Origin of the sequence: Cellulomonas timonensis (assembly GCF_900046455.1) — a bacterium.
Taxonomy (GTDB): domain Bacteria; phylum Actinomycetota; class Actinomycetes; order Actinomycetales; family Cellulomonadaceae; genus Cellulomonas_A; species Cellulomonas_A timonensis.
Window position 1 is genome coordinate 233,936 of the sequence record NZ_FCOT01000011.1, and the last position, 24,335, is coordinate 258,270.

The 24,335-nt window shown below is 69.8% G+C and carries 21 protein-coding genes; 10 read left to right on the forward strand and 11 right to left on the reverse strand.

Annotated features, from left to right (window positions below; all coding sequences use genetic code 11):
• Positions 1-2: 2 nt before the first annotated feature.
• From BN3788_RS06565 to BN3788_RS06580, 3 genes are all read right to left on the reverse strand, one after another.
• Complete coding sequence (locus BN3788_RS06565) at positions 3-2,462, reverse strand: DMSO/selenate family reductase complex A subunit (protein ID WP_066583335.1); 2,460 nt, start codon at positions 2,460-2,462, stop codon at positions 3-5.
• Positions 2,463-2,729: 267 nt separating this feature from the next.
• A complete protein-coding gene (locus BN3788_RS20235; RefSeq protein WP_315969745.1) occupies positions 2,730-4,367 on the reverse strand; it encodes a DMSO/selenate family reductase complex B subunit in 1,638 nt (545 codons plus the stop codon).
• A 2-nt stretch (positions 4,368-4,369) separates the two neighbouring features.
• Positions 4,370-6,808, reverse strand: a complete 2,439-nt coding sequence (locus tag BN3788_RS06580; protein ID WP_066583342.1) for a DMSO/selenate family reductase complex A subunit — start codon at positions 6,806-6,808, stop codon at positions 4,370-4,372.
• 299 nt (positions 6,809-7,107) lie between these two features.
• Here BN3788_RS06580 and BN3788_RS06585 point away from each other — a divergent pair, with 299 nt between their 5' ends.
• Positions 7,108-7,653, forward strand: coding sequence for a molybdenum cofactor biosynthesis protein MoaE (locus tag BN3788_RS06585; RefSeq protein ID WP_082812659.1), 546 nt, complete (start codon positions 7,108-7,110; stop codon positions 7,651-7,653).
• 30 nt (positions 7,654-7,683) lie between these two features.
• Here the strand turns inward: BN3788_RS06585 and BN3788_RS06590 are convergent, their stop codons facing one another.
• Positions 7,684-7,959 (reverse strand): MoaD/ThiS family protein, encoded by a 276-nt coding sequence (locus tag BN3788_RS06590; protein ID WP_082812660.1) that lies wholly within the window; start codon positions 7,957-7,959, stop codon positions 7,684-7,686.
• 3 nt (positions 7,960-7,962) lie between these two features.
• Positions 7,963-9,024: a GTP 3',8-cyclase MoaA gene (gene moaA / locus BN3788_RS06595; protein ID WP_066583344.1), complete on the reverse strand. Its 1,062-nt coding sequence runs from the start codon at positions 9,022-9,024 to the stop codon at positions 7,963-7,965.
• A 128-nt stretch (positions 9,025-9,152) separates the two neighbouring features.
• Here moaA and moaC point away from each other — a divergent pair, with 128 nt between their 5' ends.
• Entirely contained in the window at positions 9,153-9,635 is a 483-nt protein-coding gene (gene moaC / locus BN3788_RS06600; protein WP_066583346.1) for a cyclic pyranopterin monophosphate synthase MoaC, read from the forward strand.
• Positions 9,636-9,643: 8 nt separating this feature from the next.
• On the opposite strand, the gene moeB is transcribed toward moaC, so the two are convergent.
• From moeB to BN3788_RS06615, 3 genes are all read right to left on the reverse strand, one after another.
• Positions 9,644-10,825, reverse strand: a complete 1,182-nt coding sequence (gene moeB, locus BN3788_RS06605; protein WP_066583348.1) for a molybdopterin-synthase adenylyltransferase MoeB — start codon at positions 10,823-10,825, stop codon at positions 9,644-9,646.
• Between the two features lie 200 nt (positions 10,826-11,025).
• The gene (locus BN3788_RS06610; RefSeq protein ID WP_066583351.1) at positions 11,026-12,117 is read right to left on the reverse strand and encodes an inositol-3-phosphate synthase; all 1,092 of its coding nucleotides are present in this window, start codon (positions 12,115-12,117) and stop codon (positions 11,026-11,028) included.
• Positions 12,114-12,770, reverse strand: coding sequence for a PadR family transcriptional regulator (locus BN3788_RS06615; protein ID WP_066583354.1), 657 nt, complete (start codon positions 12,768-12,770; stop codon positions 12,114-12,116). The genes BN3788_RS06610 and BN3788_RS06615 overlap by 4 nt, the downstream gene beginning before the upstream one ends.
• A gap of 341 nt (positions 12,771-13,111) precedes the next feature.
• Between BN3788_RS06615 and BN3788_RS06620 the strand changes: the two genes are divergently transcribed.
• From BN3788_RS06620 to rplI, 5 genes are all read left to right on the forward strand, one after another.
• Entirely contained in the window at positions 13,112-15,517 is a 2,406-nt protein-coding gene (locus BN3788_RS06620) for a transglycosylase domain-containing protein (RefSeq protein ID WP_066583357.1), read from the forward strand.
• Between the two features lie 177 nt (positions 15,518-15,694).
• Positions 15,695-15,988, forward strand: coding sequence for a 30S ribosomal protein S6 (gene rpsF, locus BN3788_RS06625; RefSeq protein ID WP_066583360.1), 294 nt, complete (start codon positions 15,695-15,697; stop codon positions 15,986-15,988).
• Positions 15,989-16,048: 60 nt separating this feature from the next.
• Positions 16,049-16,573, forward strand: a complete 525-nt coding sequence (locus tag BN3788_RS06630) for a single-stranded DNA-binding protein (protein WP_066583362.1) — start codon at positions 16,049-16,051, stop codon at positions 16,571-16,573.
• An 83-nt stretch (positions 16,574-16,656) separates the two neighbouring features.
• Positions 16,657-16,893, forward strand: coding sequence for a 30S ribosomal protein S18 (gene rpsR / locus BN3788_RS06635; RefSeq protein WP_028045854.1), 237 nt, complete (start codon positions 16,657-16,659; stop codon positions 16,891-16,893).
• A 15-nt stretch (positions 16,894-16,908) separates the two neighbouring features.
• Complete coding sequence (rplI, locus tag BN3788_RS06640) at positions 16,909-17,358, forward strand: 50S ribosomal protein L9 (RefSeq protein ID WP_066583364.1); 450 nt, start codon at positions 16,909-16,911, stop codon at positions 17,356-17,358.
• An 89-nt stretch (positions 17,359-17,447) separates the two neighbouring features.
• On the opposite strand, the gene BN3788_RS06645 is transcribed toward rplI, so the two are convergent.
• A complete protein-coding gene (locus BN3788_RS06645; protein WP_234346520.1) occupies positions 17,448-18,761 on the reverse strand; it encodes an MATE family efflux transporter in 1,314 nt (437 codons plus the stop codon).
• Positions 18,762-19,120: 359 nt separating this feature from the next.
• Between BN3788_RS06645 and dnaB the strand changes: the two genes are divergently transcribed.
• A complete protein-coding gene (gene dnaB, locus BN3788_RS06650; protein ID WP_066583366.1) occupies positions 19,121-21,721 on the forward strand; it encodes a replicative DNA helicase in 2,601 nt (866 codons plus the stop codon).
• A 44-nt stretch (positions 21,722-21,765) separates the two neighbouring features.
• Here the strand turns inward: dnaB and BN3788_RS06655 are convergent, their stop codons facing one another.
• A complete protein-coding gene (locus tag BN3788_RS06655) occupies positions 21,766-21,996 on the reverse strand; it encodes a hypothetical protein (protein ID WP_234346522.1) in 231 nt (76 codons plus the stop codon).
• Between BN3788_RS06655 and BN3788_RS06660 the strand changes: the two genes are divergently transcribed.
• Together BN3788_RS06660 and BN3788_RS06665 are read left to right on the forward strand one after the other, a co-directional pair.
• Complete coding sequence (locus tag BN3788_RS06660; protein WP_234346523.1) at positions 21,995-22,516, forward strand: DUF6571 family protein; 522 nt, start codon at positions 21,995-21,997, stop codon at positions 22,514-22,516. The genes BN3788_RS06655 and BN3788_RS06660 overlap by 2 nt on opposite strands.
• Before the next feature lie 267 nt (positions 22,517-22,783).
• A complete protein-coding gene (locus BN3788_RS06665) occupies positions 22,784-23,608 on the forward strand; it encodes a hypothetical protein (RefSeq protein ID WP_147525071.1) in 825 nt (274 codons plus the stop codon).
• A gap of 16 nt (positions 23,609-23,624) precedes the next feature.
• On the opposite strand, the gene BN3788_RS06670 is transcribed toward BN3788_RS06665, so the two are convergent.
• Positions 23,625-24,269 carry a dihydrofolate reductase family protein gene (locus tag BN3788_RS06670; RefSeq protein WP_066583378.1) on the reverse strand — a complete coding sequence of 215 codons (645 nt, stop codon included), beginning with the start codon at positions 24,267-24,269 and terminating at the stop codon, positions 23,625-23,627.
• Positions 24,270-24,335: the final 66 nt, after the last annotated feature.

Genomic DNA, 24,335 nt, shown 5'->3' on the forward strand with positions numbered 1-24,335 from the left:
GGTCAGGCCTTCTCAATCTGCACGAGGTTGGTGTGCTGCGGGTTGCCCTTCGCCAAGGGGGAGGGGCGCCAGGAGGTGAGGGTGTTGGTGCAACCGCCCTTGTCCACCCCGTCCTTGTCCGGGGCGTACCACGCGCCCTGCGGGACGGAGACCACTCCGGGCGCGATGCGCGCGGTCACGTGGGCGCGCAACTGGATGCGGCCGCGGTCGTTGAAGACCTGGACGACGTCATCGTTCTCGATGCCGAGCGACGTGGCGTCGAGCGTGTTGATCCACACCAGCTGCGGGTGCGCCTCCTGCATCCAGGCGACGTTCCCGTAGGTCGAGTGCGTCCTCGACTTGTAGTGGTGCCCGATCATCTGGAACGGGTACTTGCCCGTGCCGGCCAGCTCGGGGCCTTCCCACGTGGGGGTGTACTCAGGCAGCGGGGTGATGCGGTCGCCCTCGGGAAGCGTCCACTTGTCGCTCAGGTCCTGCAGCAGCGAGGAGTAGATCTCGATCTTCCCCGACGGCGTCTTCAGCGGGTTCGCCACCGGGTCCTGGCGGAACGCCTTGAGGCCGACGACGGTGCCCGCGGGGTTCTTCTTCTTGAAGATCCCCTTCTCGCGCAGCTCCTCGAAGCTGGGCAGGTCGGGCTCCTTGGCCTGGCTCTCGGCGTAGACCTTGCGCAGCCAGTCCTCCTGGGTCATCCCCTCGGTGAACTCGGCCTTCACGCCCAGCCGGTCCGCGATCTCCGTGCACATCTCGTACACGGTGCGGCACTCGAAGAGCGGCTCGATGACCTGGTCCGCGAAGATCAGGTAGCCCAGGTTGCCGGCGCTGCCCTGCGGGACGAGGTCCGGCTGCTCGCTGTTCGAGACATCCGGGAGCAGGATGTCGGCGAACTTGGCCGAGGCCGTCATCTGGTTCTCGATCACGACGATCATCTCGCAGAGCGAGTCGTCCTCGAGGAGCTTCGCCGTGCGGTTCGCGTCGGAGTGCTGGTTGATCAGCGCGTTGCCCGCGTAGTTCCAGATGAACTTGATGGGCACCTCGAGGCGGTCCTTGCCCTGGATGCCGTCGGCCGTCGCGGTCATCTCGGTGGCCCGCTCGATCGCGTCGGTCCACATGAACACGGGGATCGACGTCTTGACGGGGTTCTTCAGCGTCGGGAACGCGGAGAGCGAGAGCTGGTAGGAGCCCTCACGGGCGCCGGTGCCGCCGCCAGTGATGCCGACGTTGCCGGTCAGCGCCGCGAGCAGCATGACCGCGCGGGCGCTGTTCTCGCCGTTGGCGTGCCGCTGCGGCCCCCAGCCCTGCACGATGGCGCACGGCTTGGCCTGCGCGATGGTGCGCGCGAGCTGCACGATGCGCGCGACGGGAATGCCGGTGATCTTGGCGCCCCACTCGGGCGTCTTCTCCGTGGCGTCGGGGCCCAGGCCCATCACGTAGCTGTGGTACGAGCCGCCAGCCGGCGCGCCCTCGGGCAGGTGGGCCTCGTCGAAGCCGACGCAGTACGTGTCGAGGAACTCCTGGTCGTGGAGGTTCTCGGTGATCATCACGTGCGCGAGCGCCGCCACCAGTGCGGCGTCGGTGCCAGGGCGCAGGGGGACCCACTCGTCCGCGATCGTCACGGCGGTGTCCGTGTAGCGCGGGTCGATCACGATGACCTTGGTCCCACTGAGGCGCTTCGCCGTCTGCGTCACGAAGGTCTCGCCGCCGCCGCTCATGCGGGTCTCGTGGGGGTTGTTGCCCCACAGCACCACGAGCTTGCTGTTGACGATGTCGTCGAAGCTGTTGTTCCCGGCGCCGGCGCCGTAGGTGTACGGCGTCGCCGCGGCGATCTGCGCGGTGCTGTAGGTGCCGTAGTGGTTGAGGTAGCCGCCGACGCAGTTCATCAGGCGGGCGATGGGGCTCGAGGCGGGCGGCCAGCTCTTGGCGATGGTGCCGCCGAGGGCGCCCGTGCCGTAGTTCAGGTAGATGGCCTCGTTGCCGTACTTCTCGATCGTGGACTTCAGGGACGCGGCGATCGTGTCGTACGCCTCTTCCCAGGTGATCTGCTCGAACTCGCCGGAGCCGCGCTTGCCGACCCGCTTCATCGGGTGCTTGAGGCGGTCGGGGTTGTAGATGCGCTGGCGGATGGACCGGCCGCGCACGCACGCCCGGATCTGCTGGCTGCCCAGCTCGTCGTCGCCGGTGTCGTCCGGGTCCACGCGAACGATCTGGCCGTCCACGACCGTCATCAGCAGCGGGCAGCGAGAGCCGCAGTTGACGTTGCAGGAGCTCCAGACGACCTTCTCGCCGGCGCCGGCGTCTGCTGCCGGTTCTGCCGAGGCGGAGGTGAGCGGGAGCAGTCCGTAGTGCGCGCCGACGCCCACGGCGGCTGCCGCGCCGCCAGCGGCGGCGCTCCACTTCATGAAAGCGCGACGGGGAACGGGTGTTCCGAGAGGAGAGGGTCTCGTGGCCATGTCGGTCATCGTCATCGGTCCTTCCGGCAGGATGCCCGCCCAGCAGGTGAAGGGGGGCCCATCGTGCGTTTTGGTTGATTGTTTGGGCTGGTGGCGAGCGAGATTCAGGCCTTAGGTCCCTGACGGGACATTTGTTTCGAAATGCTCCGTATAAATGTGAGGCAAGCATTACCTCACCTCCGGGACCCCTTTCCCACGGCCTATTCCGGGACAATGCAAAGAACGGCGCCCCGGCCCTCGCGGGGTGCGAGGGCCGGGGCGCCGTGGTCGAGCAGCTGGTGCTCAGATGCCGATGCGGTCGAAGGAGGAGTAGAAGAGGAGGCGTCCGATGGTCTCGGAGGCGAGGACGAGGACGAAGGCACTGGTGGCCAGGTAGACGAGGCGGCGTTCGGCGCCCTTCCCCGCGAAGCGGTAGAGGAAGAAGCCGAGCAGCCCGGCGCCGGCGAAGACCAGGACGAGGCGCGCGATCAGGTACACCCCGCCGCCGGACATGAGGATCGCCGCCGACGCCTGGGCGTTGACATTGCCGTTCGCGAGGTCCAGCGCGTAGATGGGCAGGACGACGAACTCCACGCCCAGCATCACGATCGAGGCCGTGGCGATCCACCGCAGGCTCGAGCGCAGGAGGCTCGACGTCGCGGCGCCGTCGGCGTCGTCCGCCACGACGGCCGCGGCGGGGGCCTCGACCTCGGGCGTCTCACCGGCATCGGCATCGGCGCCGGCGGCGATGTCAGCGGTGACGAGCACCTTGGCCGTGGCCCGCTGGCGGTACTGGTAGGCGATGACGAGCGCGGCGCCCACGGCCAATGCGCCGAGCAGGAAGGTGGTGGTGAAGAACGTGACCGGGGTGGCCCAGTGGTTCCAGGCGGGGACGGTCGGGAGCATGTAGACCATCGACATGCAGTAGACCAGCGCCAGGCCCACCAGGGCGGTGAGCCCGGCGAGGACCTGCCGCAGCATCGGGGTGAGCCAGCGGCGCCACTGCACCACCGCGAAGGCCGCGCCCATGCACGCGAACGCCGAGCCGAAGAAGATCTCGCGGCTCAGCCAGCTCGACCCGAGGTGGTTGATCGCGTTGAGTGCGTTGAGCGGGTTGCCCAAGTGCAGCATGGACCCCGCCATGCCCAGCACGATCGCCGGGCCGATGGCGTACAGCGCGGGGTCCGACAACTTGTCGACGGCCGAATGGCCGTGCTTGCGGATCCCCGCGAGGTGGATGACGCCCAGCACGACGAAGGATCCGACGGACATTTGGGCGAGGATGGTGAAGGCCACCAGCGGCAGCTCGTGGACGTTCATCAGATCTCCTCGGGGTTGCCGATGGCGCCGGTGCCGTGGCCGGTGGGCTGGGCGTCGCGGTGGGGGGTGATGACCAGGTTGGGGCGGGTCATGGGGGGGGCGGGCATTTTGCACACCGATGGCTGCGGTGTCGCCGTACTTGGCGCGCAGCTCCTCGATCTCGCCGAATTCGAGTGCGCGGGAGGGGCAGGCGGCGACGCAGGCGGGTTGTTCGCCGGCGTTGGCGCGGTCGATGCAGAGGTCGCATTTGGTCATGACGCCGGCGTTCTTGTCGTACTGGGGGGCGCCGTAGGGGCAGGCCCATTCGCAGTAGCGGCAGCCGACGCATTTGCCGTCGTCGATGGTGACGATGCCGTGCTCGTCCTTGTGCATGGCGGTGGTGGGGCAGACCTGGACGCAGGCGGGCTCGTCGCAGTGGTTGCAGGAGATGGAGGTGTAGTAGGTGAACACGTTGGGGGTGAACGTGTCGCCTTCTTGCTGCCAGGTGCCGCCGGAGTATTCGGCGACGCGGCGCCAGGTGACGCCGACGGGCAGGTCGTTCTTGTCCTTGCATGCGACCTGGCAGGCTTTGCACCCGGTGCACAGGGTCTGGTCGAAATAGAAGCCCAGTTGCTTCGCCATGGTCAGGCCTTCTCAATCTGCACGAGGTTGGTGTGCTGCGGGTTGCCCTTGGACAGCGGCGACGGGCGCCAGGACGTCAGGGTGTTCGTGCTTCCGCCCTTGTCCACGCCCTTCTCGTCCGGGGAGTACCAGGCGCCCTGGGGGACCGAGAGGACCCCCGGCGCGATGCGGAGCGTCACGCGAGCCAGGAGCTCGATGCGCCCCCGGTCGTTGAAGACGTGCACCACGTCGTCGTTCTCGATGCCACGCGCCTCGGCGTCCACCGGGTTGACCCACACCACCTGCGGGTGGGCCTCCTTGAGCCACGCGACGTTCCCGTAGCTCGAGTGCGTCCTCGACTTGTAGTGGTGCCCGATCATCTGCAGCGGATACGTGCTGGTCAGCGGGTCGTCGTGACCCTCCCATGACGGGACGTACGCGGGGATCGCCGGGATCTCGCCGTCGACGCCCTCCCAGGTGTCCGCGATCTCCTGCAGGCGCTCGGAGTAGATCTCGATCTTGCCCGACGGCGTCTTCAGCGGGTTCGCCACGGGGTCAGCGCGGAACTTCTTCAGCCCGACGGTGAAGCCCGCCGGGTTGGCCTTGCGCCAGATCCCCATGGTGGCGAGCTCGTCGTAGCTCGGGAATCCCTCGACGGCCTTCTGGCTGTCGGCCACGAGCTGCTCAACCCACTCGTCGAGGGTCTTACCCTCGGTGAACTTGTCCTTGACGCCCATGCGGTCGGCGATCTCGGTGCAGATGTCATACGTCGAGCGGCACTCGAACAGCGGCTCGATCGCCTTCTGCGCGAGGATCGCGTATGCCAGGTCGCCCGAGTAGCCGCTGGGGATGAGGTCCGTCAGCTCGGCGTTCGAGACGTCCGGCAGCAGGATGTCGGCGAACTTCGCCGAGGCGCACAGCTGGTTGTCGATCACGACGATCATCTCGAGCAGCGAGTCGTCCTCGAGCAGCTTGGCCGTCCGGTTGATGTCCGAGTGCTGGTTGATCAGCGTGTTGCTCGCGTGGTTCCACAGGAACTTGATCGGGACGTCGAGCTTGTCCTTGCCGCGCACCCCGTCGGCGAGCTTGGTCATCTCCGGGCCGCGCTCGATCGCGTCGGTCCACGTGAAGCAGGAGATCTTCGTGGTGATGGGGTTCGTGCCCCCGGGGAAGCGCGCGGTCGCCATCGAGTAGTTGCCCTCGCGGGCGCCGAGGCCACCGCCCGAGAGCCCGACGTTGCCGGTGATCGCGGCCAACACGTAGATGGCCCGGACCGTCGCCTCGCCGTTCGCGTGGCGCTGCGGTCCCCAGCCCTGCACGATCGCGCAGGGCTTGGCCTGGGCGATCTCGCGGGCGAGCCGACGGATCGTCGCGGCCGGGATGCCGGTGATGGGCGCGGCCCATTCGGGGGTCTTCTCGACTCCGTCGGGGCCGTCTCCCAGCAGGTACGCCTTGTAGGAGCTGCCGGGCTTCGCGCTCTCCGGCAGGTGCTCCTCGTCGAAGCCGACGCAGTAGGTGTCGAGGAACGCCTGGTCGTGCATGTTCTCGGTGACCATGACGTGGGCCAGGCCGGCCACGAGGGCGCCGTCGGTGCCCGGGCGCAGCGGCACCCACTCGTCGGCCATCGTCACGGCGGTGTCGGACTGGCGCGGGTCGATCACGATGACCTTGGCGCCGCCGATCTCCTTGGCCTGCTGGGCGATGTAGAGCTCGCCGCCACCGCTCATGCGGGTCTCATGCGGGTTGTTGCCCCACAGCACGAGCAGCTTGGTGTTGACCGCGTCGTTGAAGGAGTTGTTCGTCTCGCGCTCGACGCCGTAGGTGTAGGGGGTGGCGGCGTTGATCTGCGAGGTGCTGTAGGTGCCGTAATAGCCGAGGCTCCCGCCGAGCAGGTTCATCAGCCGCGAGACCGAGGTGCCGCCAGAGGCGTTCGCCCCCGTCGTTCCCGAGCCGTAGTGCACGTAGACGGCCTCGTTGCCGTAGTCGTCGAGGGTCTTCTTGAGGGAGTCGGCGATCGTGTCGAAAGCCTCTTCCCAGGTGATCTGCTCGAACTCGCCCGCACCACGCTTGCCGACTCGCTTCATGGGGTGCTTCAGGCGGTCGGGGTTGTAGATGCGCTGGCGGATCGAACGGCCGCGCACGCAGGCCCGGATCTGCTGGCTGCCGAGTTCGTCGTCGCCCGTCGGGTCGGCGTCGATCCGGGTGATGGCGCCGTCGACGACAGTCATCAGCAGCGGGCAGCGCGAGCCGCAGTTGACGTTGCAGGAGTTCCAGACGACCTTCTCGCCGGCGCCGTCGGCGGCGGGCTCGGCGGAGGCTGTGGGGAGGGGGATCAGCCCGTAGTGGGCGCCGATGCCCACGGCTGTGGCGGCGCCGCCCGCGGCGGCGCTCCACTTCATGAAAGAGCGTCGGGGCACGGGCGCCCCGAGGAGTGTGGGCCTGGGGGTGGCCGTGTCGGGCATCGTCAAATCCTTCCGGCGGACGTCCACGTCAACGGGGGCGTCACTTTCGCGGCGTGCTCATGATGTGATGGTGGAAAGATTGTGATGGCGGAATGAATTATCCCGGGGGCCTAAAGTCCCCCCGGTGAATTGAGCAACGAGGTCATTGGCTAATTCTATTCGTGGGACGAATTCCTCTTTCTCGCACGGTATTCGCCGTGTGAATTCACCGCGCCCCGTTCGCGAGGCCGTCTGCCCGGGCAGGTCCTGGGCTCCTGAGGTCCCACAGCGCCCGGGGACTTCGTGCCTAGGCTGGGGCCATGACGCAGCACGACACGGTGGCCGAGCCCGGCCGTCCTGACCCGACCCAGGACCACCCCGCGCTCGCGCCCGACGCGCCCCCGGCGCCCGCGGAGCGCGACACCTCGCGCCTGCACCCCGCAGCACGCCGTGTCGTGCGGGCCGAGGTCACCGCGGCGCCGCTGAGCGTCGCCGCCCACGCCGACGCCGTGGCATGCGCACAGGCCGGCGCGGTCGTCACCTTCTCCGGGGACGTCCGCGACCACGACGGCGGGCGCGCGGTCACCTCGATCGAGTACGTCGCCCACCCGTCCGCTGGCGAGGTGCTCGCGCGGGTCGTCGCCGACGTCACCGCGCGCTGCGACGTCGACGCCGTGGCCGTCTCGCACCGCATCGGCGTCCTCGCCGTGGGGGAGTGCGCCCTGGCGGTGGCCGTGTCCTCCGCGCACCGCGCCGAGGCGTTCGCGGCGGCGGCGCTCCTCGTCGACGAGGTCAAGCACCACCTGCCGGTGTGGAAGCGCCAGGTGCTGGCCGACGGCGGCGACGAATGGGTCGCCTGCCCCTGAGGGCTCAGCCGCCTGCCCCTGAGCGCTGGCTCAGCCGCCGGCGAAGGGCGGCAGCACGTCGATGGACAGCCCGTCCCGCACCGGGTGGCTGCGCTCCCTGTCCGGCACGCCGTCGACGAGCACGCTGCTCGCCGCGATGACCCGGACCAGGTCGGGTCCACGCTGCTGGCCCACGAGGTCCAAGACGCCCGACACCAGCGCGCCGCCGTCGACCTCGACAACCTCCTCGTCGACCCTCGCGGCCGCTCCGGCCCCGGCGAAGTAGCGGACCTTCACCCGCACGGTCCCCGTCATGAGCTCACTCATCACTCATCCTCCGATCGCGCTCATCGGGCGGCGCGGCTGCACGAACCCGTCCGACTCGATGCCGTGCTGTGCGCTCTTGCCCCACATCGCGGTGCGCCACATGTCCGCCAGGCTCGCATCGTCGATCCCGGAGCGCACCAGCTCCAGCAGATTGGTCTCCCGCAGTGCGAACAGGCAGTTGCGCAGCCGGCCGTCCGAGGTCAGCCGCACCCGGTCGCAGGAGCCGCAGAACGGCTTCGTGACGGAGGCGACGATGCCCACGTCCCAGGAGCCGTCGGGCCCGCCACCGTCGACGGACCACGTCTGGGCGGGCGCCGCGCCGCGTGCCGCGCCAGGCAGCTCGGCCAGGTCGAACGCGCCGGTGAGCTTCTCGAGGATTTCCGCGGCGGTGACCATCTCGGCGCGGTCCCACGACTCGCGCGGCCCCAACGGCATCTGCTCGATGAACCGCAGGCGGTACCCGTTCTCGAGCGACCAGCGGAGCAGCGGCACCGCCTCGTCGTCGTTGACGCCGCGCATCAGCACGGTGTTGACCTTGATGGGCGCCAGGCCCGCGCGGTGGGCCGCCTCCAGCCCCGCGAGCACGGCGGGCAGGCGGTCGCGGCGCGTGATCGCGGCGTAGCGGGCCCGGTCCAGGGTGTCCAGGGACACGTTCGCGCGGGTGAGCCCGGCGGCGACGAGCCCCTCGGCGCGGTGCGCCAGTCCCAGGCCGTTGGTGGTGATCGAGGTCTCCGGGGTGTGCCCGTCGGCGTTGCGCAGGCTGGTCGTCGCGGAGATCAGCTGTTCCAGGCCGCGCCGCAGCAACGGCTCGCCACCGGTGAAGCGCACCTCCCGCACCCCCAGCCGCTCCACGGCGATGGTGATGAGGCGGATCATCTCGTCGTCGGTGAGCACGTGGCTGTCGGGGAGCCACTCCTGGCCCTCAGCCGGCATGCAGTAGGTGCAGCGCAGGTTGCAGCGGTCGGTGAGCGAGACCCGCAGGTCGGTGGCCACACGTCCGTGACGGTCCACCAGGCCGCCCGTCACGGGGCGCGCGTCAACTTGCTCAGCGAGTACCTGGCTCATGACGCGAGACTAAGCGGGACGCCCGTGCCGAACCCATGACCTTGGCCCCGGGGTCGGGCCAGAACGCGACGACTAGCCTCGGCGACGGGACGCGGCGAGGCCCGCGCCCTGTGACGAAGGGACCAGACATGACCGAGGACCGCACCCACCTGACCCACGTGGACTCCCGCGGCGCCGCCCGCATGGTCGACGTGAGCGCCAAGGAGGTCACGGTGCGCAGCGCCACGGCCAGCGGGTTCGTCCGCACCACGCCCACGGTGATCGGCCTGCTGCGCGGCGAGGGCGTCCCCAAGGGCGACGCGTTGGCCGTCGCCCGCATCGCCGGCATCCAGGCCGCCAAGCGCACCCCCGACCTGGTGCCGCTGTGCCACCCGATCGCCATCCACGGCGTCACCGTCGACCTCGAGGTCACCGACGAGGGCGTGGGCATCGTGGCGACGGTCCGCACCGCCGACCGCACGGGCGTCGAGATGGAGGCGCTGACCTGCGTGGCCGCCGCCGGGCTCGCGATGGTCGACATGGTCAAGGCCGTGGACCGCGGGGCCGTCATCACCGACATCCGGGTCGAGGAGAAGACCGGGGGCCGCAGCGGCACCTGGCGCCGCGCCTGACCGCCCGGTCAGTACCGCGGTTTCGCCGGCTCGACCTCGTCCACCCAGGCGAGCACCCCGCCGGTGAGCTGCATCGCGTCGTAGCCGGCCGCGAGCACCAGGCCCAGCACCTCCGCGGAGCGGGCGCCTGACTTGCAGTGCAGGACGAGCGGGCGATCGGCGGGCAGCTCGGCCAGCGCCGAGCCGTCGAGGAACCGCTGACGGGGGATCAGCCGCGCGCCGGGGATGGCGACGAGCTCATACTCGGCGGGCTCGCGGACATCGACCAGGTCGAAGTCGTCCTCGCCGAGGTCACGGGCCGCGAGCCGCTCCGCGAGCGTCCGCGCGCCGATGCTGGGCAGCCGCTCGGCGGAGTCGTCGGGCAGGGCGCACGCCGCGTCGAGGTCGGTCAGGGCCGTGACGGGCTCGCCGAGCGGGTCGGCCCCGACCGGCACCTCGCGCCAGCGGGCGGCCAGGGCGTCATGCACCAGCAGGCGGCCGAGCAGCGGCTCGCCGGTGCCGGTCACCAGCTTGACCACCTCGTTGGCCATCGCCGAGCCGATCGCCCCGCACAGCACCCCCAGCACGCCGCCCTCGGCGCAGGACGGCACGGTGCCGGGCGCCGGCGGGTTCGGGAAGACGTCGCGGTACCGCACCGCCGGGTAGCCGGAGGTGGTGGGCGGATCGGCCCAGAACACCGAGACCTGGCCGTCAAACCGGAAGATCGAGCCCCAGACGCACGGCAGGCCGAGCATCTCGCAGGCGTCGCCCACCAGGTAGCGGGTGGGGAAGTTGTCCGCGCCATCCACGACCAGGTCGTAGTCGCGCAGCACGTCCAGCGCGTTGGAGGCGTCCAGGCGCAGCTCATGGGTGCGCACGTGCACGTGCGGGTTCACGTCCAGCACGGCGGACCGGGCGCTCTCGACCTTGCTGCGACCCACGTCGCGGCCGCCGTGGATGACCTGCCGCTGCAGGTTGGAGGTCTCCACCACGTCGTGGTCGACGATGCCGATGGTGCCCACCCCGGCGGCGGCCAGGTACAGCAGCACGGGCGACCCGAGCCCTCCGGCGCCCACGACCAGCACCTTCGCGTTCTTCAGCCGGCGCTGGCCCTGGAGCCCGATGCCGGGCAGCACGGCGTGGCGCGAGTAGCGCTCCAACTCCGCGGTGGACAGCACGGGGGCGGGCTCGACGAGCGGGGGCAACGGCATGACGACCTCGACGATCAGCGGTGGGACGGGTGGCTCCTGGCCAACGTAGCCCGGACGCGTCTGGCGGGCCTGGGACGGAAGGCCGATCGGCGCCCAGCGGCCCGTGGTCGCGCCGGCGGAGGCGTGCCCAGGCAGGACGAAAGCCCCGGCGCGGGGGCGCCGGGGCTTTCGTCAGAGAGCAGTGCTCAGATCAGCAGAGATCAGCGCTCGACGTCGCCGCGGATGAAGGCCTCGAGCTGGGCACGGCCAGCCGTGTCCTCCATCTGCACCGGCGGCGACTTCATGAAGTACGTCGACGCGGAGAGGATGGGGCCGCCGACGCCGCGGTCCTTGGCGATCTTCGCGGCGCGCACGGCGTCGATGATGATGCCGGCCGAGTTGGGGGAGTCCCAGACCTCGAGCTTGTACTCGAGGTTCAGGGGCACCTCGCCGAACGCGCGACCCTCGAGGCGCACGTAGGCCCACTTGCGGTCGTCGAGCCAGGCGACGTAGTCCGACGGGCCGATGTGGACGTTGCGGTCTTCCTTCTTGCCGCCGAGCGGGCCCGACAGGTTGGAGGTGACGGCCTGCGTCTTGGAGAGCTTCTTGGACTCCAGGCGCTCGCGCTCGAGCATGTTCTTGAAGTCCATGTTGCCGCCGACGTTCAGCTGGTACGTGCGGTCCAGGATGACGCCGCGGTCCTCGAAGAGACGGGCGAGCACGCGGTGCGTGATGGTCGCGCCGACCTGCGACTTGATGTCGTCGCCGACGATCGGGACGCCGGCGGCCTCGAACTTCGCGGCCCACTCCGGGTCGGACGCGATGAACACGGGCAGCGCGTTGACGAAGGCGACGCCGGCGTCGATGGCGCACTGGGCGTAGAACTTCGCCGCGGCCTCGGAGCCGACGGGCAGGTAGCAGACGAGCACGTCGACGCGTGCCTCCTTGAGCGCCGCGACGATGTCGACGGGCGCCGCGTCCGACTCCTCGATGGTCTGGGAGTAGTACTTGCCCAGGCCGTCGAGCGTGTGGCCGCGCTGCACGGTCACGCCGAGCGGCGGGACGTCGGCGATCTTGATGGTGTTGTTCTCGCTGGCGAGGATGGCCTCGGAGAGGTCGAAGCCGACCTTCTTCGCGTCGACGTCGAACGCCGCCACGAACTCGAGGCTCGAGACGTGGTAGTCGCCGAACTGCACGTGCATGAGGCCGGGGACCGTGGTGTCCGGCGTGGCGTCGGCGTAGTAGTGCACGCCCTGGACGAGCGACGCGGCGCAGTTGCCGACGCCGACGATGGCTACGCGGATGGAGGTCATCCTCGCTCCTTCTCGGTTGTCTGTGCCGGGGTGCCGGTGGCGCCGTCGACAGCGGGGTGGGCGTCGGCCTGGTGGCCGGCGCCGAGGGGACGGGCGCGGCGTTGGCCGCGCTCGTTGTCAATGAGGCCGTCGAGCCAGCGGACCTCGCGCTCGACCTGTTCGAGGCCGTGGCGCTGGAGCTCGAGCGTGTACTCGTCCATGCGCTCGCGGGTGCGGTTGAACGACAGCCGGATGGTCTCGAGCCGTTCGGTGAGGCGGCTGCGGCGTCCTTCGAGGATGCGCAGGCGGGTGTCCGCGTCGGTCTGACCGAAGAACGCGAACCGGACGCCGAAGTTGTCGTCCTCCCAGGCGGCGGGGCCCGAGGAGGAGAGCACCTGCAGGAACTCCTCCTTGCCCTCGGCCGTGAGCTGGTACACGATGCGGGCCCGCTTGCCCGAGAGCGCGTGCTGCGGCGGGGCGGAGGGCGAGTCGATGCCGATGATCCAGCCGCGCGACACGAGCCGCTTGAGGCAGGGGTACAGCGACCCGTACGACAGGGCCCGGAAGGAGCCGAGCAGGAGGTTGAGCCGCTTGCGCAACTCGTAGCCGTGCATCGGCGTCTCGTGGAGCAGGCCGAGGATCGCCGGCTCGAGGACGTCAGCGCGTCCGCGCACCTGGCACCTCCTGACGGGCTCTGGACTGGATGGCTCTTGCGGGACTCGTGGCACCGAGCGGGCCGTCAGCGGGCTTCGTGTCCACGTTCGGGCAATGTCGATGTATCGAGTTGATACATCGACACTACGGCTATGCGGCGGTGCGCGGCAAGCGTCGATCTGTCGGGGGTCTGCAGCGCGGCGGCGCGGATCCGGTGACGATCATGTGAATCCAGAGCCCATACGCCGCTCTTCGTGCCTTCGCACAACCCGTTCCCCCATACTGAACCGGCGGTCCCCCCGGCGCGTGCTACTGCCTGCTGGGCGGGCTGCGGTCCGGTTGTCAGCAGGAAGGCAAGGTCTTGGCAGGCTCGAAACGACGGTCGACGACGTCTGCGCGCAGTCGCGCCGCCGGCGCGCGCAAGGCCTCCTCTCGCCGGCGCTTCTTCGACTACCCGCGCACGGGTTACCGAGGGCTGCACCGCTGGCTGCCGTCGTGGCGTTTCCTGCTCGGATCGGTGCTCGGCATCGGCTTCCTCGGGCTCGGCGCCCTGGTCGCCGCCTACGTCGTCATCGAGGTCCCCGACCCGGACGCCGAGATCCAGTCGGAGGCGTCGACGATCTACTTCGCCGACAACGCCGACGGCTCCCAGGGCGCCGAGATGGCCACCATCGCCGCGCAGAAGCGCGAGATCGTCCCCTACGACACGCTGCCCGATCACGTCGGCGACGCGGTCATCTCCTCCGAGGACCGCACGTTCTGGGAGAACCGCGGCGTCTCGATCAAGGGCACCGTCCGCGCGCTGCTCAACAACGTGAGCGGCGGCAAGCAGCAGGGCGCCTCGACCCTCACCCAGCAGTACGTCGAGCGCTACTACAACCTGCCGACCAAGTCGTACGTGGGCAAGGCCAAGGAAGCGCTGCTCGCCGTCAAGATCAACCAGACGGTCGACAAGAAGGACATCCTCGGCCGGTACCTCAACACGATCTACTTCGGCCGCGACTCCTACGGCATCCAGGTCGCCGCGAAGTCCTACTTCGGCGTCGAGGCCAAGGACCTCACGATCGCCCAGGCGGCGTTGCTGGCCGGGATCATCCCCTCGCCCAATAACTGGGACCCCGCGGTGGCCCCCGAGAAGGCCGAGCAGCGGTGGAACTCGGTGCTCGACAACATGGTCAAGGACGGCCACATCACCCAGGCCGAGCGCGACGCCCAGGTGTTCCCCGAGACGATCGTGTACGAGCGCAGCAGCGTCAACGGCGGGACGAACGGCTACCTCATCAAGCTCGTCAAGGACGAGCTCGCCGAAGAGGGCATCACCGAGGAGATGATCGCCACCAAGGGCTACAAGATCGTCACCACGATCCAGGAGCCCCTGCAGAACGCGGCCGTCGCCTCCGCCAACAGCCTCTTCGACGGCACGTTGGCCGGGGAGGTCCCCAACGAGCGGACCAAGGCCGGCCTCGTGTCCATCGACACCTCCGACGGCGCCATCGTCGCGCTCTACGGCGGCGCCGACTTCATCGCCGACCAGCGCAACCGGGTCACGTGGGACAAGATCCAGGCCGGATCGACGTTCAAGCCGTTCACGCTCATCGCCGCGCTGCAGCAGGGCATCAGCCTGGGCACCACCTACTCGGGCGCGAGCCCGATGAAGGACCTGCCCGGCTGGGGCGACAAGGCGGTGCAGAACTTCGGTGGGCAGCCCTATGGGGACATCGACCTCGTGAAGGCCACCGAGCAGTCGGTCAACACGGTCTACGCCCAGCTCAACAACGACGTCACACCCGCGAAGACCGCCGAGGTGGCGGGCGAGCTCGGCATCACGACCGAGGTCGGGGAAGTCGCGTCGAACGTGCTCGGCTCAGACCTCGTCCACCCGCTCGACATGGCGAGCGCGTACGCCACCATCGCCGCTGAGGGCTTCTACTCCGAGCCGTTCATCGTCCGCAAGGTCACGTACATCAGCGACAACTCCGAGGCCCTCATCCCCGAGCGGGTGCATGAGAAGCGATTCGAGGCGGACGTCATGGCGGACGCCACGTACGCCATGACCCAGGTGGTCGAGAAGGGCTCGGGCGCGAAGTACGTCAAGCCGCTGGGCCGGCCCATCGCCGGCAAGACGGGCACCTCGACGGAGAACAAGTCGGCGTGGTTCGTCGGCTACACCCCGCAGATCTCCACAGCCGTCGCGCTGAGCCAGGAGGCGGAGGACGGCAAGGGGCAGGACACCATCAGCCCGTTCGGCCGCGGTGTGACGGAGGTCACCGGCTCCACGTGGCCGGCGGCGCTGTGGGCCGAATACATGAAGACGGTGTTCACCGTCGAGCCGTACGCGCAGGTGCAGCAGTTCCCGGCGCGCGCCAACGTCGGGGGGAAGCCCACCGCGACGCCCACGGAGACGGAAACCGAGGAGCCGGTCGTCGAGGAGCCCGTCGTCGAGAACGTGTCGGTGCCCTCGGTGGAGGGGAAGCTCGAGGCGGACGCCGCGGCGGCCCTCTCCAACGCCGAGCTGCAGGTCGCGGTGCAGTCGCAGGCGTCCGAGACTGTCGCCAAGGGCCGCGTCATCAGCGCCAACCCCGGCGCCGGGACCAGCCTGCCGAAGGGCAGCACCGTGACGATCGTCGTCTCCTCGGGCGCTCCGCCCAAACCCACCCAGCCGCCGGTCACCGTCCCGCCGGTGGCGCCGGTCCCGACGCCGAGCCCCGAGCCGGTGGAGACGCCGGCTGCCAACCCACCGGCGGCGGGCGGGGCCGCGGGCGGGTGAGTGGATTTCGGCAGGGTGGTCGGGCGCGGTAGCCTGTCCCCTTGCTACGCCTGTCGTCGAGGTCGCAGATCGACCGCGCTCGACAGGCAGCACCACGGCCCAGGCCCTGGTGCAGCGACGCACGATGACCCTCCTGTCACGGACAGACCGTGACCGTTGAGACCAGAGGAGGTGGGTATGAGCCTGCGTCAGTACGAGATCATGATCATCCTCGACCCCGAGATCGAAGAGCGCACCGTCGCTCCTTCGCTCGACAAGTACCTGTCCGTCATCAAGACCGATGGCGGCACGGTCGACAAGGTCGACATCTGGGGACGGCGCCGTCTGGCGTACGACATCCAGAAGAAGTCCGAGGGCATTTACGCGGTCATCGACTTCACGGCGACGCCTGCGACCGCCAAGGAGCTCGACCGTCAGCTGGGCCTCAACGAGGTCGTCCTGCGTACCAAGGTCCTTCGCGCCAACGCCTGAGCGCGTCAGACCTGCTCTTCAGTACGCACTATCTGACTCACGACGAACAAGGAGGCCCGCATGGCTGGCGAGACCGTTATCACGGTGATCGGGAACCTGACCGGGGACCCGGAGCTGCGCTTCACCCCGTCGGGGGCTGCCGTCGCCAACTTCACGGTGGCCTCCACCCCGCGCACCTTCGACCGTCAGTCGAATGAGTGGAAGGACGGCGACACGCTGTTCCTCCGCTGCTCGATCTGGCGCGAGGCCGCGGAGAACGTCGCTGAGTCACTCACCAAGGGCACCCGCGTCATCGTGACCGGCCGGCTCGTGCAGCGCTCCTATGAGACCCGCGAGGGCGAGAAGCGCACGGTGTACGAGCTGCAGGTCGACGAGGTCGGCCCGTCCCTGCGCTACGCCAGCGCCAAGGTCACCCGGGCCCAGCGCTCGGGTGGCGGCGGTGGTGGCTTCGGCGGAGGCGGCGGTGGCGGCTTCTCCGGTGGCGGCAGCTCGAGCGGTGGCGGCGGCCAGCAGGACGACCCGTGGGCCACTCCGGCTCCCGGCGGCTCCGGCGGCGGCTCGTTCTCCGACGAGCCTCCGTTCTGATCGGCGCCCAGCACCACTGACACACCCATCCCGGGGTATGGCAACGCCCCGGGCTCCCGGACTTCATGACAAGGAGCACCGCGATGGCCAAGGCCGTTGTTCGCAAGCCCAAGAAGAAGCTGAACCCGCTCAAGGCGGCGAAGATCGATGTCGTCGACTACAAGGACACTGCGCTGCTGCGCAAGTTCATCTCGGACCGCGGAAAGATCCGCGCTCGCCGAGTGACCGGTGTGTCCACCCAGGAGCAGCGCGCGATCGCGCGTGCCGTCAAGAACGCACGCGAGATGGCGCTCCTGCCGTACTCGTCGTCCGCTCGCTGAGAAGGAGGTAGACCCATGGCCAAGCTCATCCTGACCCACGAGGTCACCGGTCTCGGTGCTCCGGGCGACGTGGTGGACGTGAAGGACGGGTACGCCCGGAACTTCCTCGTCCCCCGTGGCCTGGCCACCGGCTGGAGCAAGGGTGCTGAGAAGGAGATCGCCGCGATCCGCAAGGCCCGCAAGGCCCGCGAGATCGAGACGCTCGACGAGGCGAAGGCGACGCGTGACTCGCTGCAGTCCAAGCCCGTCGTCGTGTCGGCGAAGGCCGGCGAGTCCGGTCGTCTGTTCGGCGCCGTGACGACTGCCGAGATCGCTGACGCGGTCAAGGCTGCCGGTGGCCCGTCCGTCGACCGCCGCAAGATCGAGGTCGGTCAGCCGATCAAGGCTGTCGGCGAGTTCGAGGTCAAGGTCCGCCTTCACGCGGACGTCTCGGCGAAGGTGACCGTCAAGGTCGTCGCCGCCTGACCTGCTGCACCTGATCGTGCGAAGGCCCGGTCCCTCTTCGGAGGGGCCGGGCCTTCGTGCGTCCTCGCTGTGTGGCGGCGAGCCGGCGCTCATGCGCCGCTGACGGCCCAGCGCTCGCCGCGCGCCCGCAGGCCGGTGGTGACGGCGCGGGCGGCCATGAACACCCCGGCGAAGGCCGCCCAGAGCCACGCGAGGCCCTCCGCGCCCGGGGGAGCCCAGGCCCGCACCGCCAGGGCCACGGGGACGTAGACGGCCAGCGTCGCGAGCCCGGCCCAGGCGAGGAACGTGCCGTCACCCGCGCCGATGAGCACGCCGTCCAGCACGAACACCCAGCCCGCCAGCGGCATCGTGACGGCGGCGACCACCAGGCCCAGGGTGACCGCGTGCCGCACGTCGCCGGACTCGGAGAACGCGACGGCGATCAGCCCGCTGCCGAGCCCCACGAGCAGGCCGAGCACCGCGCCGGCCCCCACGCCCCACTGGAGGGTGCGCCGCAGCAGCGAGCGGGCCTGGTCCACGTCTCTGGCGCCCAAGGCGTGCCCCACGAGCGCCTGCGCGGCGATGGCGAGCGCGTCGAGCGCGAACGCGATGAGGCCCCATACGGCGTGCACCACCTGGTGGCCCGCCAGGGCGACGGTGCCCAGGCCGGTGGCGACCCACACGGTGAGCAGGATCGCGACGCGCAGCGACAGGGTCCGGATGAACAGGGGGAGGCCCGCGCGGGCGTGGCCGAGGATGCCGCCGAGGGCGGGGGAGAGTGTCGCCCCGGCGGCCCGGGCGCCGCGCACCACGACGGCGACGAGCGCCGCGCCCATCGCGAGCTGGGTGAGGGCGGTGCCGAATCCGGAGCCCGCGATGCCCATGCCCACGCCGTAGACGAGCGTGATGTTCAGGACGGCGTTGACCACGGCGCCCGAGGCGGCGACGACCAGCGGGGTGCGGGTGTCGAGCATGCCGCGCAGGGCGCCGGTGGCGGCGAGGACCAGCAGCATGCCGGGCAGACCGGGTGCTGACCAGCGCAGATAGGTGACGGCCTGGACCGCGACCTCGCCCTGCGCGCCGAGGAGCTCGACGGACCAGGGGGCGAGTGCCCAGGTGGTGACGGCGAGGACCACCCCGAGGCCGGTGGCCAGCCACAGGCCGTCGACGCCGAGCTGCAGGGCGCCCGCCCGGTCGCCAGCGCCGGTGCGGCGCGCGACGGCCGCGGTGGTGGCGTAGGCGAGGAACACGCACAGCCCGACGATGGTGAGCAGCACCGTCGAGGCCAGCGAGAGGCCCGCCAACTCGTCGGTGCCGAGACGCCCGACGACCGCCGAGTCGACCAGGACGAACAGGGGTTCTGCGACGAGGGCGCCGAGTGCCGGGATGGCGAGGGCGAGGATCTTGCGGTCGACGGTGGACACACGCTGTCCACGCCTCGGGATGTCGTTCAAGTTTCTCCTGTCCACACCAGGTGGATGACGTTCGCGCCGGTGAGGGGCACTCCGCCGCTCAGGGGAACCACCGTATCCACAGGGATGTCCACGGCCTGTGCATAACCCTGAGCGTGGGATCCACAACTGTCCACAGGCTGTCCCCAGGCCCTGTGGACAACGGGTTTGTGAACGAGCCCCACGCCGACCTAACCTCGCGAAGAGGCGGGGGCACGGGTGCCCACGACCGCCGACGGGGTTGGCGTGACGAACATGGTGACGGGCATGGTGTCGGACCCTCCTGATAGAACACCTGTTCGACCAACAAGCGCGAATCTGGGGATGAGTCTGTGACGATCGAGGAGCTCGAATACGGCGGCCCGCCCGACGCTGGGCCCGCACGCAGCACATTCGACAGGACGCCTCCGCAAGACGTCGCAGCCGAGCAGAGCGTGCTCGGCGGCATGATGATCTCCAAGGACGCCATCGCCGACGTCGTCGAGCAGCTCCGCGGCAACGACTTCTACCGGCCCGCCCACGAGGCCGTCTACGACGCGATCATCGACCTGTACGGCCGCGGCGAGCCCGCGGACGCCGTCACCGTCGCCGACGAGCTCACCAAGCGCGGCGACATGGGCCGCATCGGCGGGGCGCCGTACCTGCACACCCTCATCTCGATGGTGCCCACCGCCGCCAACGCCGGCTACTACGCCCGCATCGTGCGCGAGCGCGCCGTGCTGCGCCGCCTCGTCGAGGCCGGCACCCGCATCGTCCAGCTCGGCTACGCCACCGACGGCGGCGACGTCGACGAGATCGTCAACAACGCCCAGGCCGAGGTCTACGCGGTCACCGAGAAGCGGACCACCGAGGATTACCACATCCTCGGCGACGTCATCGGCGGCACCGTCGACGAGATCGAGGCCGCCGGCAACCGCGGCGACGGCATGATCGGCGTGCCCACCGGCTTCGCCGACCTCGACCGGCTGACCAACGGATTGCACCCCGGGCAGATGATTGTTCTGGCCGCGAGGCCTGCCATCGGCAAGGCGCTCGCCCTCGACACGCCCCTGCCCACCCCAACTGGGTGGACCACGATGGGCGAGGTCCAGGTCGGCGACGAGCTGCTCGCCGCCGACGGCACCCCGACGCTCGTCGTCGCCGCGACCCCGGTCATGACCGGGCGCCCCTGCTACCGCGTCACGTTCGACGACGGCACCACGATCGTCGCCGACGCGCAGCACGAGTGGGTGACGCGCACTCGCGCGGATCGTCGTCTGCCGGGCGGCGGTGGCGCCAGCCTCTGGAGCACGGAGGAGATCGCCGCGTCGGTCCGATGCTCCACGGCCGATGGTCGGGCGAACCACTCCATCGACACCGCTCGACCCCTCGACCTCCCAGACGCACCGCTGCCGCTCGCGCCGTACGCCCTCGGTGTGTGGCTCGGCGACGGCCACAGTGCCTCGGCCCGGTTCACCTCCGCCGATCCCGAGATCGCGATGCGCATCGAGGGGCTCGGGTTGGTGGCACGCCAGACGCACGCGACGTCCCAGGGCGAGGCGCGGCTCTACCAGCTGCAACTCCCCGCCGACGAGCCGATCGCCGCGCGTGAGTGCGTGGTCTGCGGTGCGGACTTCGTGCCGCGCACGAGCCAGGTGCGGACCTGTGGTCGGTCATGCGGGGGGCGGGCGAAGGTCGTGTCCCGCCCGGTTGCGGCCCCCACCTGCCCCGATTGCGGGGCCCTGAGCACGGGCCTTCGCCGGTGCCAGGAGTGCCGCGATCATCACGGCACCGTCGCGGGAATCCTGCGCTCGCTGGGTGTTCTCGGCGACAAGCACGTGCCGGAGATCTACCTGCGGGCCAGCGAAGCCCAGCGACGAGCGCTACTCGCCGGCCTGCTCGACACGGATGGGACGGTCAACCCGACCGGCAGCCCGCAGATCACCTTGACGAGTCGCCGGCTGGCCGAGGACGTCCGCGAGCTCGTGCACTCGCTCGGGTACCGCACGGGGTGGTCGACCCGCACTGTGCGCGGCCGGTCCGAGGCGTCGTCGACGGCCTTCACCGTGACGTTCACGACGGATGACGACGTGTTCGCGCTCGAGCGCAAGAAGCTCGTCCACAAGGAACGCCGCCGTCCATCGACCCCGCGGTTGCATCAGCGCTTCATCACGTCCGTTGAGCCGATCGACAGCGTGCCCGTGCGGTGCGTGCAGATCGACCACGACGAGCACCTGTACCTGGCCTCCCGGTCGATGATCCCCACGCACAACTCCACCCTGGGGATCGACATCGCACGGTCCGCCGCCATCCGGCACAACCAGGCCGCCGTTGTCTTCTCCCTCGAAATGGGGCGCAACGAGATCACGATGCGCCTGCTCTCCGCCGAGGCGCGCATCCACCTGCAGAAGATGCGCACCGGCCAGATGGGCGAGGACGACTGGCAGAAGCTCGCCGCCACCATGGGCAAGATCTCCGAGGCGCCGCTGTTCATCGACGACTCGCCGAACATGTCGCTCATGGAGATCCGGGCCAAGTGCCGACGGCTCAAGCAGAAGCACGACCTGAAACTCGTGGTCATCGACTACCTGCAGCTCATGTCCTCCGGCAAGCGCGTCGAGTCCCGCCAGCAGGAGGTCTCCGAGTTCTCCCGTGCGCTCAAGCTCCTCGCCAAGGAGCTCGAGGTCCCGGTCATCGCCATCTCGCAGCTGAACCGTGGCGCCGAGCAGCGCACCGACAAGCGCCCGCAGATGAGCGACCTTCGCGAATCTGGCAGCATCGAACAGGATGCCGATATTGTTATTCTGCTCCATCGCGAAGACGCCTATGAGAAGGAATCGCCTCGTGCTGGTGAGGCCGATCTGATTGTCGCTAAGCACCGTAATGGGCCTACCGACACGATCACCGTGGCGTTCCAGGGGCATTACTCGCGGTTCGTGGACATGCAGGCGTAGCTCTCATTGCCACGGTTCATCGAGTTCTGGAACTGGAAACGGCTCTAGGAATCCAGGTCCTTGTCCTTGGGTGGGATGGGCGGGGCTGTATCGAGCTTCGCCGCGGCAATCCTGAGTGACAGGAACACGGCGACGATGCTGAGACCGCCGGCTATGTACCACGCCGGCGTGTAGGCGCCGTAGTGGTCTCTTGTCATTCCGGCCGCCGTCGCGGCGATGGCTGCGCCGATCTGGTGGCAGGCGACGACCCAGCCGAAGACGAGCGGCGCCCTCATGCCGAAGTGGACCCGGCACAGCGCCACTGTGGGGGCGGGGGACTTCTCCCTGGCGTTCCTCGGCCGGCTCTCCGAGGGCGTGTACGACTACGAGCGCGAGTACGCCCAGAACCATCGGGGCGACGTCTGGGGGCTGCGCAGCGGCGACCCGTCGACCAGGTTCGTGGTCTACGGAGCCGACGGGCAGATCTTCCGTGACCCGATGGCCGGGATCATGAGCGCGCTCGGCAAGAGCCCGGCAGCCGCGCAGAACTTCTTCTCCGGGGGCGACCACGTCACCATCAAGGTCGACGGCGCCGACGTGGAGGTCTGGGAGCGGCTCTCCTACATGCTCGTGGGCCGCGATGGCCCGGCGACGAGCGACGCGGCGATCGGCAGCGCGGTGGAGTCCGCCACGACGCGGCTGCGCAACAAGAACGGCACGGGCCGCATCTCCGCTGAGCTCGCGGCGCAGACATTCGCCTTGGTCGGGCAGGAGACGCACAGCGGCGGAGGACTGCCCGACGGGATGCGGAGGTGAGTGGATCGTCACCGGCTACCAACGAGTCGACTCATGTTGAACGAGCCACGCCGATTCCCCGGCTGGCTCGCGGCAACTCTCGGTGTGATCACCTTCCTTTCGATGACAGGCGGCTGGGCGGCGCCCGCGGAGGCGGCGCCAGGCGGGTGCTGGCCATACTGCGGCGACCCTGCCCCTGAGCCTGGCTCGTCCACGGGTGGATCGGCGACGGACGGGTCGGTCGCGGTGCACGTCTCGCAGACCTCGACGTCGGGCGGATCCACAACGGTGACCACATCGCGCGCGGTGTGGGTGCCCCCGGTGTGCTCCTACCGGCGCCTGGGCTCGGGCGCGGAGTACTGGGACGCGTTGTCCAAGCACGGGTGGGATGCGGGGCTGCTGCGCCAGCTCCCGCCTGCCTGGCGGTTCACGACGCTGCCCGGGGCCGAGGAGCACGCCACGGACACGGAGGGCTCCTGGTACCTGGGCGGGTGCCGCTCCGCACTGTGGGCGGGCACCCCGGAGGAGTTGGCGGCCATGGCGGCAGCCTTCGATGTGGACCATCCGCCGGTGTATGTGATGCCCGGCGATCCGGTTCCCCAGGCGGTCGTCATCCCGCCGGAGGTCTTGGCGCAGGTGGCCTATGACGCGATGGAGCTGCCGGACGGGCGGGTGGACTGGAACCCGCGCCTGGTGGGCCTCGGGGCAACGGTCGTGGGCCTGGACACCTGGGTGTGGTTGACGGACGCTCCGGCAGCGGTGCAGGTGACCGCGGAGATCCCCGGCATGTGGGCCCGGGTGGACGCGGTGCTCGCCGGCATCGACATCGACGCGGAAGGGGCGGCGCCAGTGTCCTGCCTGGGCCCTGGCACGCCGTGGGCAGTGGGCGCCAGCGGCGCCCACTGCGGGGTGGAGTTCCTGCGCTCGAGCGCGAACCAGCCGCGAGCCCACGGACAGTCGGTCCCCACGTCGACGATGGAGGTCAGCGCCCGGTGGACGGCCTCGTGGGTGTCCTCGGCCGACCCGGCGCCGCGCGAACTGGACGGGCAGACGGTGAGCGTCGCGACAGAGATCCCCGTCGCCGAGGTCCAGGCGATCGTCACCACGAGTTGATCGTCGTTCGGCGAGATCAGTCAGGTCGGCCGACGCCGCGATCGGGCGCGCCCATATCTCCTGTGGTGGGAGTACCGTCGGCGAGCCCGTAGTGCAGGAACACGGTGCCCTTCGGGCTGGCGATGGGGGGTTCGAGGAGCGTGAGGTTGGTGGGAACCGCGCCGCCGTCGAACACCTTCTTGCCGACGCCGAGCACGACGGGGTGCACCCACAGGTTGAGGCGGTCGAAGAGCTTCTCGCGGAAGAGCGTCTGCACCAGGTTCAGGCTCCCGACGACCTTCACGTGCTGGTGCCGGTCGCGGACCTCGCGCACGGCGCCGGGCAGGTCGGGCCCGAGCTGGGTGGACCCGGACCACGAGAGGTCGGGAGTGCCGCGGGAGGCGACGTACTTGGGGACGCGGTTGAAGAGCGTGGCGATCTCGTTGTCCTCGCCGCCCTCCTGGTGCGGCCAGTACGCGGCGAAGATGTCGTACGTCCGCCGGCCCAGCAGCAGGGCGTCCGTGCCCTCGTAGGCCTGGGCGATCTGCGCGCCGGCGACCTCGTCCAGCAGGGGCGCCTGCCAGCCGCCGAACCCGAATCCCGCAGGGTCCTCGTCAGGGCCGCCGGGGGCTTGCGCGACTAGGTCGAGGGTGGCGAACAACTCAATCTCGATGAGGCCCACGGCTTGCTCCCGATGTCGTCGGTGACGTCTGCCCTGTGGTGCGACTCGCTGTTCTGACTATGCCGC

Excerpts from the sequence above, each read along its gene's own strand:
- BN3788_RS06565 (WP_066583335.1), bottom strand. The coding sequence starts at position 2,462 with ATGACGATGACCGACATGGCCACGAGACCCTCTCCTCTCGGAACACCC.
- BN3788_RS20235 (WP_315969745.1), bottom strand. The coding sequence starts at position 4,367 with ATGGCGAAGCAACTGGGCTTCTATTTCGACCAGACCCTGTGCACCGGG.
- BN3788_RS06580 (WP_066583342.1), bottom strand. The coding sequence starts at position 6,808 with ATGCCCGACACGGCCACCCCCAGGCCCACACTCCTCGGGGCGCCCGTG.
- BN3788_RS06585 (WP_082812659.1), top strand. The coding sequence starts at position 7,108 with ATGACGCAGCACGACACGGTGGCCGAGCCCGGCCGTCCTGACCCGACC.
- BN3788_RS06590 (WP_082812660.1), bottom strand. The coding sequence starts at position 7,959 with ATGAGTGAGCTCATGACGGGGACCGTGCGGGTGAAGGTCCGCTACTTC.
- moaA (WP_066583344.1), bottom strand. The coding sequence starts at position 9,024 with ATGAGCCAGGTACTCGCTGAGCAAGTTGACGCGCGCCCCGTGACGGGC.
- moaC (WP_066583346.1), top strand. The coding sequence starts at position 9,153 with ATGACCGAGGACCGCACCCACCTGACCCACGTGGACTCCCGCGGCGCC.
- moeB (WP_066583348.1), bottom strand. The coding sequence starts at position 10,825 with ATGCCGTTGCCCCCGCTCGTCGAGCCCGCCCCCGTGCTGTCCACCGCG.
- BN3788_RS06610 (WP_066583351.1), bottom strand. The coding sequence starts at position 12,117 with ATGACCTCCATCCGCGTAGCCATCGTCGGCGTCGGCAACTGCGCCGCG.
- rpsF (WP_066583360.1), top strand. The coding sequence starts at position 15,695 with ATGAGCCTGCGTCAGTACGAGATCATGATCATCCTCGACCCCGAGATC.
- BN3788_RS06630 (WP_066583362.1), top strand. The coding sequence starts at position 16,049 with ATGGCTGGCGAGACCGTTATCACGGTGATCGGGAACCTGACCGGGGAC.
- rpsR (WP_028045854.1), top strand. The coding sequence starts at position 16,657 with ATGGCCAAGGCCGTTGTTCGCAAGCCCAAGAAGAAGCTGAACCCGCTC.
- rplI (WP_066583364.1), top strand. The coding sequence starts at position 16,909 with ATGGCCAAGCTCATCCTGACCCACGAGGTCACCGGTCTCGGTGCTCCG.
- BN3788_RS06660 (WP_234346523.1), top strand. The coding sequence starts at position 21,995 with ATGCCGAAGTGGACCCGGCACAGCGCCACTGTGGGGGCGGGGGACTTC.
- BN3788_RS06655 (WP_234346522.1), bottom strand. The coding sequence starts at position 21,996 with ATGAGGGCGCCGCTCGTCTTCGGCTGGGTCGTCGCCTGCCACCAGATC.